The sequence below is a fragment of the Streptomyces sp. NPDC020801 genome, assembly GCF_044334385.1.
Taxonomy (GTDB): Bacteria; Actinomycetota; Actinomycetes; order Streptomycetales; family Streptomycetaceae; genus Streptomyces.
On record NZ_JBIRST010000001.1, the window covers coordinates 1029252 to 1038020 of the forward strand.

Annotated in this window: 5 protein-coding genes; 1 reads left to right on the forward strand and 4 read right to left on the reverse strand. The window is 71.4% G+C overall.

From position 1 onward, the window contains the following. Nucleotides 1–68: 68 nt before the first annotated feature. Nucleotides 69–2381: a HelD family protein gene (locus ACH4UM_RS04820; protein ID WP_398173514.1), complete on the forward strand. Its 2313-nt coding sequence runs from the start codon at nt 69–71 to the stop codon at nt 2379–2381. Here ACH4UM_RS04820 and glgB read toward each other — a convergent pair. The 4 genes from glgB to ACH4UM_RS04840 all read right to left on the reverse strand — a co-directional run. Continuing rightward, on the reverse strand, nt 2378–5083 hold the full coding sequence (gene glgB, locus ACH4UM_RS04825; RefSeq protein ID WP_398173516.1) for a 1,4-alpha-glucan branching enzyme: 2706 nt from the start codon (nt 5081–5083) through the stop codon (nt 2378–2380). The two genes, ACH4UM_RS04820 and glgB, sit on opposite strands and share 4 nt — an antisense overlap. A 50-nt stretch (nt 5084–5133) precedes the next feature. Next, nucleotides 5134–6564: a maltokinase gene (locus tag ACH4UM_RS04830; RefSeq protein ID WP_398173518.1), complete on the reverse strand. Its 1431-nt coding sequence runs from the start codon at nt 6562–6564 to the stop codon at nt 5134–5136. Between the two features lie 80 nt (nt 6565–6644). Continuing rightward, a complete protein-coding gene (treS, locus tag ACH4UM_RS04835; protein ID WP_398173520.1) occupies nt 6645–8345 on the reverse strand; it encodes a maltose alpha-D-glucosyltransferase in 1701 nt (566 codons plus the stop codon). Further along, on the reverse strand, nt 8342–8769 hold a 428-nt coding region (locus tag ACH4UM_RS04840), incomplete at its 5' end, for a DUF3459 domain-containing protein (protein WP_398173522.1). The genes treS and ACH4UM_RS04840, both read right to left, overlap by 4 nt.

Consider the following 8769-nt stretch of genomic DNA (forward strand, 5'->3'; position numbering starts at 1 on the left):
TTGCGTATATTCGATGGTTCACGACTTCAGGCGGATGGAGTCGTGGAGAAGTTCAGTGAGCACAGTATATGCGGGCGGGAGCGGAATTGTCAAACACCGATTTTCCAGACGGCGAATTGCGGCGGGAACAGGAATTCATCGACGCGCTGTACGCACACGTGGACGCGCTGCGCGGTGACACCGAGGCGTCCGTCGCGGACGCGCTCGCGCAGGGCGACAAGCCCATGCAGGCCAGGCTGGAGCGGGACATCCTCGTCGCCGAGCGCTCCGGGCTGCTCGCCGCGCTGAACGCGGTGGACGGCTCGCTCTGCTTCGGCCGGATCGACCTCACCTCCGGCACCGGCCACCACATCGGCCGCATCGGCCTGCGCGCCGGCGACGCCGACCGCACGCCGATCCTCATCGACTGGCGGGCCGACGTCGCCCGCCCGTTCTACCTGGCCACCGGCCACACCCCGATGGGCCTGCGCCGGCGCCGGCACATCGCCACCGAGGGCCGCCGGGTCGCCTCCCTGCACGACGAGATCCTCGACCTCGGCGACGTCACCCGCACCGGCCACGAGGACCCCACCGGCGACGCGGTGCTGCTCGCCGCGCTCAACTCCGCGCGCACCGGCCGGATGAGCGACATCGTGCAGACCATCCAGGCCGAGCAGGACGAGATCATCCGGGCGCCGCACCGCGGGGTGCTCGTGGTCGAGGGCGGGCCCGGCACCGGCAAGACCGCGGTCGCCCTGCACCGCGCGGCCTACCTCCTCTACGAGCACCGCGAACTGCTCGCCAAACGCGCCGTCCTCATCGTCGGCCCCAACCCGGCGTTCCTCGGCTACATCGGCGAGGTGCTGCCCTCCCTGGGTGAGACCGGCGTGCTGCTCGCGACCGTCGGCGAGCTGTACCCCGGAGTGCGGGCGACGGCCACCGACACCCCCGGGGCGGCCGCCGTGAAGGGCCGCGCCGACATGGCCGACGTGCTCGCCGCCGTCGTAGGGGACCGGCAGGCGCTGCCCGACCCGGTGATCGCCATCGAGCACGACCGGGAGGTCCTGATGCTCGACGACGGCCTGGTGGGCGTCGCCCGCGAGCGCACCCGTGCCGCCGGGCTGCCGCACAACGTGGCCCGTGAGCACTTCGAAGGCCACATCCTGAACACCCTCACCGACATGGTCGCCGAGCGCATCGGCACCGACCCCTACGACGGCTCCAACCTCCTCGACGCCAGTGACATCACCCAGATCCGCGACGAACTCGCCGAGAACCCCGAGGTCTGGTCGGCCATCGACCAGTTGTGGCCGCGGCTGACCCCGCAGCGGCTGATCGCCGACTTCCTGGCGGACCCGGAGGGGTACGTGAGCGACGAGGACGCGGCCGCCCTCCGCCGCCCGGTGACCCGGGCGTGGACCGTGGCCGACGTTCCCCTGCTGGACGAGGCCGCCGAACTGCTCGGCGAGGACGACCGGGTGGCCCGCGCCCGCGCCGACCGCGAGCGGCAGACGCAGGTGGCCTACGCGCAGCACGTCCTCGACGTGTCCTACGCCTCCCGGACGTACGAGTTCGAGGACAAGGAGGACGGCGACCCGGATGCCTCGGAGGTGCTGTCCGCGCACGACATCATCGACGCCGAGCGGTTCGCCGAGCGCCAGGAGGAGGAGGACCACCGCAGCGCCGCCGAGCGCGCCGCGGCCGACCGGACCTGGGCGTTCGGGCACATCATCGTCGACGAGGCGCAGGAGCTGTCCCCGATGGCGTGGCGGCTGCTGATGCGGCGCAGCCCGACCCGCTCGATGACCCTGGTCGGCGACCCCGCGCAGACCGCGGAGGCGGCCGGCGTCGGCTCCTGGGCGAAGATCCTCGAGCCCTACGTCGAGAACCGCTGGGAGCACACCCGTCTGGGCGTCAACTACCGCACCCCCGCCGAGATCATGGACGTGGCGGCGGCCGTGGTCCGCGCCGAGCACCCCGCCTTCCGGCCACCGAGCTCGGTCCGGTCCACGGGCGTACGGCCCTGGGCCCGGGCCACCGACGACCTGCCCGGCGCGGTGGAGAAGGCGGTCGCCGAACTCACCCCCGCCGAGGGCCGGCTGGCCGTGATCGCCCCGCGCGAGCTGCACCGCCGTCTGGCCGCCCGGCTGGACGGCGTGACGGCGGGCGCCGAGCCCGACCTGACCCGGACCGTCGTCCTGCTGGACCCGCGCCAGGCCAAGGGCCTGGAGTTCGACTCCGTGCTGGTGGTCGAGCCGGGCCGGTACGGCACGAGCGACCTCTACGTGGCCCTGACCCGGGCCACGCAGCGGCTCGGCGTGCTGCACACGGACGCGCTGCCGAAGGCGATGGCGGACGCCCTCGCCGGGGGCAGCGGCCCGTCCGGGACCAAGCCCTACTAGGCCGGCCGCAGCCAGACCGTGGCCAGCGGTGGCAGCGTCAGCCGTATGCTCGCCGGGCGCCCGTGCCGGTGCTGGGGCTCCGGCTTGACCGGGTCCGGGTGTACGACGTCGCTGCCGCCGTAGCGGGCCGCGTCGGTGTTGACGGCCTCCAGCCAGGCCGGCACGTCGTCGGGAACGCCCAGGCGGTAGTCCGGGCGGGCCACCGGGGCGAAGTTGGACACCGCCAGCAGCGGGGTGCCCTCGGCGTCGTAGCGCAGGAACGCGAACACGTTGTCGTCCGCCGCGTCCCCGGCGATCCACTGGAACCCGTCGGGATGGATGTCGCGGGCCCACAGCGCGGGTGTGGCGCGGTAGACGGCGTTGAGGTCGCGGACCAGGTCCAGCACGCCCCGGTGGTCGGCGGCGGCCCCGTAGTTCGGGTCGAGCAGCCACCAGTCCGGGCCGCGCGTCTCGGACCACTCGGCGCCCTGGGCGAACTCCTGCCCCATGAAGAGCAGTTGCTTGCCCGGGTGGGACCACATGAAGGCCAGGTAGGCGCGCAGGTTGGCGCGCTGCTGCCACCAGTCGCCGGGCATCTTCGACACCAGCGAGCCCTTGCCGTGCACCACCTCGTCGTGGGATATCGGCAGCACGTAGTTCTCGCTGTAGGCGTACACCATCGAGAACGTCATCTCGCCGTGGTGGTACTTGCGGTGGATGGGGTCGTGGCTCATGTACTGCAGCGAGTCGTGCATCCAGCCCATGTTCCACTTCAGCCCGAAGCCGAGGCCGCCGAAGCCGCTCGGGCCCCGGTGGTGGGTCGCGCGGGTCACCCCGTCCCAGGCGGTGGACTCCTCCGCGACCGTCACCACGCCCGGCACCCTGCGGTACACGGTCGCGTTCATCTCCTGCAGGAACGCCACCGCGTCCAGGTTCTCCCGGCCGCCGTGCTCGTTGGGCGTCCACTGGCCCGGCTCGCGCGAGTAGTCCAGGTAGAGCATGGAGGCCACCGCGTCCACGCGCAGGCCGTCGATGTGGAACTCCTCGCACCAGTACAGGGCGTTGGCGACGAGGAAGTTGCGCACCTCGCGGCGGCCGAAGTCGAACTCCAGGGTGCCCCAGTCGGGGTGGGCGGCCCGCAAGGGGTCGGAGTGCTCGTACAGCGCACGCCCGTCGAACTCCGCCAGCGCCCACGCGTCGCGCGGGAAGTGCGCCGGCACCCAGTCCATGATCACGCCGATGCCGGCCCGGTGCAGGGCGTCGACCAGGTACTTGAAGTCGTCCGGGCCGCCCAGGCGCGCGGTGGGCGCGTAGAAGCCGGTGACCTGGTAACCCCAGGACCCGCCGAAGGGGTGCTCCGCGACCGGCATCAGCTCCACGTGCGTGAAGCCCAGGTCCTTGACGTACGCGGGCAGCTGCTCGGCCAGTTGACGGTACGTCAGCCCAGGGCGCCAGGAGGGCAGGTGAACCTCGTACACCGAGAACGGCGCCTCGTGCGCCGGCCGCTCGGCACGCCGGGCCAGCCACTCCTCGTCGCCCCACTCGTGGTGCGAGGCGTGGATGACGGACGACGTGGCGGGCGGCACCTCGGTGCGGCGGGCCAGCGGGTCGGCGCGCAGCGTCCTGGAGCCGTCCGGCCGGGTGATCTCGAACTTGTACAGCTCGCCCTCGCCGATGCCGGGCACGAACAGCTCCCACACCCCGGTCCCGCCGAGCGAGCGCATCGGATACCCGGTGCCGTCCCAGAAGTTGAAGGTACCGGCCACCCGCACGCCCCGGGCGTTGGGCGCCCACACCGCGAACCGGGTGCCGCTCACGCCCTGGTGGGTCATCGGGTGGGCTCCGAGCACCTGCCACAGCTGCTCGTGCCGGCCCTCGCCGATGAGGTGGAGGTCCAGGTCGCCGAGCGTGGGCAGCAGCCCGTAGGCGTCCGCGGTGTCCTGCACCGTGCCCTCGTAGGCCACCTCCAGCCGGTACTGCGGCACCTCCCGCAGCGGCAGCAGGGCCGAGAAGAACCCCTCCCCGTCGTTGCGAAGCCCGGTCCGCAGCTCCCCGGCGACCACGGTGACCCCCAGCGCGTACGGCCGGAACGCCCGGACGGCGATGCCACCGGGCACCGGATGCGCCCCCAGCACCGAGTGCGGATCGTGATGCCTACCGCCGAGCAGCCGCTCACGGTCCCCGGCACCGACGGCGGGCGAGACGGCCACCGCCCCGGCCGTGACCGGCTCGGGGGCAGGCGGTGGTGCGACCGGCCGCGGCGTGTCGGCCGCGCCCGGCGCACCGGTCCCCGGGGACGCCTGCGCGCCCACCCCGACCGCACCCGGCGCCTGCGTCACGGGCCTGCCCGCAGATGCCTTCTCGGCCGGTGCCTTCCTCGCGGGCGCCTTCTTCGCCGGTGTCTTCTCGGCCGTGGTCTTCTTGGCGGTGGCCTTCTTCGCCGTCGCCCTCGTCGCGTCCGCGGTCTTCGTGGCCGTCTTCTTCGCCACCGCCTTCTTGGCCGTGGCCTTCTTCGAGGCTGCCTTCTTCGCCACCGGCCGCTCCGGCGGAGCAGGGATCTGCGCCGCCTCCTTCACGCTCTTCGCGGCTTTCACGGCCTTCGCCGCCGCCTTCTTCGCCGTATTCCTCGCGGCGCTCTTCTTCGCGGCCGCCGGCTGCTCGGCACCGGCGGCCGCGGCCGTCTTCTTCGGATCAGAACCGCTGGACGGGGGGCGGGGAGTCACGGGTGGAGCCTCCTCGGCGCAGGTCAGGGCAGGTCAGGTGAAAGTTCGGATCAGATGGCGTCTTCGGTGGCCAGGCGGCGCACCGCCGACAGCGGCACCGGGAGCCAGTCGGGGCGGTGCCGGGCCTCGTACAGGACCTCGTAGATCGCCTTGTCGGTCTCATAGGCCCGCAGCAGGACCGGCTCGGTGCGTGGATCGCGCCCGCTGACCTCGGCGTACCCGGCACAGTACGCGGCCCGGCAGGCCGCGGCCCACTCCGGCGCGGGCGGGCCGCCGGCCGAGTGCGCCGCGTAGTCGAAGGAGCGCAGCATCCCGGCGACGTCCCGCACCACGGGCTGCGCCATCCGCCGTTCGGCCAGCGGCTTCGCGGGCTCGCCCTCGAAGTCGATCAGCGACCACTCCCCGGAGGGGGAACGCAGGCACTGCCCGAGGTGGAGGTCGCCGTGGATGCGCTGGGCGGTCCAGGTGTGGCCCTCGGCGGCCAGGCCGGCGAGCGCCTCGAACGCGGAGTGCAGTCCGGGGGCGTACGGCCGCAGGGCCGGCACCGCCTGCGCGGCCGCCTCCAGGCGCTCGGCCATGCCCGCCACCAGGGACTGGAGCTGGAGGTGGCCGAGCGTGACCGTGGGCAGCGCCCGGGCGAGCGCGGTGTGCACCTCGGCCGTGGCGCGGCCCAGCGCCCGCGCCTCGGAGCTGAAGTCCTCGCCCTTGGCCAGCTCCCGCAGCGCCAGCTCCCAGCCGTCCGTCGCGCCCTGCACGAAGGGCTGGAGCACGCCCAGGACGTACGACTCCTCGGCGCCCGCGTCGGGGTCCGCCAGGATCCACGCCGTCGGCGCGGGCACCCTGGGGCAGCCCTCGCGGGCCAGGGCCAGGGGCAGTTCCAGATCGGGGTTGACGCCGGGCAGGACCCGGCGCAGCAGTTTGAGAATGAACGTATCGCCGTAGACGACGGACGAGTTGGACTGCTCGGCCGTCACCACCCGCGGCACCAGGTCGGGGCGTATCTCGTCCCGCCGCTCGAATCGCAGCCCGCCGATCCGGGCCCGGGCGCGCAGCGCCTCCAGGATCACCTCGGCGGGGCGGGTGTCGTAGAGGGCCTCGTAGACGGTGCGGCCGGCGAGCGGGCCATCCTGCACATGGCCGATCAGCGCGGGCGCCAGCCGCGGGGGCAGCGCCTCGCGCACGCCTATGAGCAGCTGGTAGCAGTCGCCGGGGTGCGGGACCATGCCCTGCCCGGCGGCGAGCGGCTGGTGGGCGCGGACGAGCAGGTGGTACAGGCCCAGCTTGCCCGGGGGGCCCGGGGGAGCGGCCGAGAGCTTGGGCGGGGGCAGCAGTTCGGTCACGGCGACCAGCGAGAAACCCGTGACCGGACGTCCCTTGCCCGCGAACCAGCGCTGCCGCGGCAGCCACTCGCGCAGCAGCGGGTCCAGGGACGCAAGGAGGCCGGGGCTGCTGGTGACAGAGCGTGTGACGGCTTCCGACATGGCGTCGCGTCCAATCGCTGGTCGGGTGTGACTGACGCGTGCCCACAGGTGGGGCGGGGGAAACCGCCCCACCCCGGCAACTAGGCGGCGTCCTTGCGGAGCCGGAACCAGTAGAAGCCGTGTCCCGCCAGTGTCAGCAGGTACGGCAGCTCTCCGATGGCCGGGAAGCGCACCCCGCCGAAGAGCTCCACCGGGTGCCGTCCGATGAACGCGCTCAGATCCAGCTCGGTGGGCTGGGCGAACCGGGAGAAGTTGTGCACGCACAGCACCAGGTCGTCCTTGTACTCGCGCAGGAAGGCGATCACGGACGGGTTGGAGGACGGCAGTTCCGTGTACGACCCGAGTCCGAAGGCATGATTCTGCTTGCGGATCTCGATCATCCGGCGGGTCCAGTGCAGCAGCGAGGAGGGCGAGGACATCGACGCCTCGACGTTGGTGACCTGGTAGCCGTAGACCGGGTCCATGATCGTGGGCAGGAAGAGGCGTCCCGGGTCGCAGGACGAGAAACCGGCGTTGCGGTCCGGGGTCCACTGCATCGGGGTGCGGACGGCGTCGCGGTCGCCGAGCCAGATGTTGTCGCCCATGCCGATCTCGTCGCCGTAGTACAGGATCGGGCTGCCGGGCAGCGACAGCAGCAGGGCGGTGAACAGTTCGATCTGGTTGCGGTCGTTGTCCAGCAGGGTCGCCAGGCGCCGGCGGATGCCGATGTTGGCGCGCATCCGTGGGTCCTTGGCGTATTCCGCCCACATGTAGTCGCGTTCTTCGTCGGTGACCATTTCGAGGGTCAGCTCGTCGTGGTTGCGCAGGAAGATGCCCCACTGGCAGTTCGAGGGAATGGCGGGGGTCTTGGCGAGGATCTCCGAGACCGGGTAGCGGGATTCCCGCCGTACGGCCATGAAGATGCGGGGCATGACGGGGAAGTGGAACGCCATGTGGCATTCGTCGCCGCCGCTGGAGTAGTCGCCGAAGTAGTCGACGACGTCCTCCGGCCACTGGTTGGCCTCCGCCAGCAGCACCTTGTCGGGGTACTGGTCGTCGATCTCCTTGCGGACCCGCCTGAGGAACTCGTGCGTGGCCGGAAGGTTCTCGCAGTTGGTGCCCTCCTGCTGGTACAGGTACGGCACCGCGTCCAGCCGGAACCCGTCGATGCCGAGATCCAGCCAGAACTTCAGCGCGGAGATCATCTCCTCCTGCACCGCCGGGTTCTCGTAGTTGAGGTCCGGCTGGTGGGAGAAGAACCGGTGCCAGTAGTACTGCTTGCGCACCGGGTCGTACGTCCAGTTGGACACCTCCGTGTCGACGAAGATGATCCGCGCGTCCTGGAACTGCTTGTCGTCGTCGGCCCATACGTAGTAGTCGCCGTAGGGGCCGTCGGGGTCCTTTCTCGACTCCTGGAACCAGGGGTGCTGGTCGCTGGTGTGGTTCATGACGAAGTCGATGATGACGCGCATGCCGCGCTGGTGGGCGGCGTCGACGAACTCCACGAAGTCGGCCAGGTCGCCGAAGTCGGGGAGTACGGCGGTGTAGTCGGAGACGTCGTAACCGCCGTCCCGCAGCGGTGACTTGAAGAACGGCGGCAGCCACAGACAGTCCACGCCGAGCCACTGCAGATAGTCCAGTTTGGCGGTCAGGCCTTTCAGGTCGCCGATGCCGTCGCCGTTGCTGTCCTGGAAGGAGCGGACCAGGACCTCGTAGAAGACGGCGCGCTTGAACCACTCCGGGTCGCGGTCCTTGGCGGGAGTGTCCTCGAAGGTGTCCGGAACGGGCTCATTGACGATCATATTGTGGGTGACCCTCCGATCTGCGGGGTGGACGGTCGCAGGACGGTGAGGACATGCGCGGGCCTATGGCCCGGTTCGAGTCGCACATAGTTGGCCCTGCCCCAGTGATAGGTCTCGCCGGTGAGCTCGTCGCGCACCGGCACCGACTCGTGCCATTCCAGGCCGAGTTGCGGCATGTCCAACGAGACCGTGGCCTCCTGGGTGTGGTGGGGGTCGAGGTTGGCGACCACCAGAACCGTGTTCGATCCGCTGTGCTTCGAGTAGACGAGCACCGCGTCCTGATCGGCGCGGTGGAAGTGCAGGTCGCGCAGCTGTCGCAGGGCCGGACTGCGGCGCCGGATGTCGTTGAGGCGGGTGATGAGGGGGGCGATGGTGCGTCCCTCGCGTTCGGCGGCGGCCCAGTCGCGGGGTTTGAGCTGGTACT

Excerpts from the sequence above, each read along its gene's own strand:
- ACH4UM_RS04820 (WP_398173514.1), top strand. The coding sequence starts at position 69 with ATGCGGGCGGGAGCGGAATTGTCAAACACCGATTTTCCAGACGGCGAA.
- ACH4UM_RS04830 (WP_398173518.1), bottom strand. The coding sequence starts at position 6,564 with ATGTCGGAAGCCGTCACACGCTCTGTCACCAGCAGCCCCGGCCTCCTT.
- treS (WP_398173520.1), bottom strand. The coding sequence starts at position 8,345 with ATGATCGTCAATGAGCCCGTTCCGGACACCTTCGAGGACACTCCCGCC.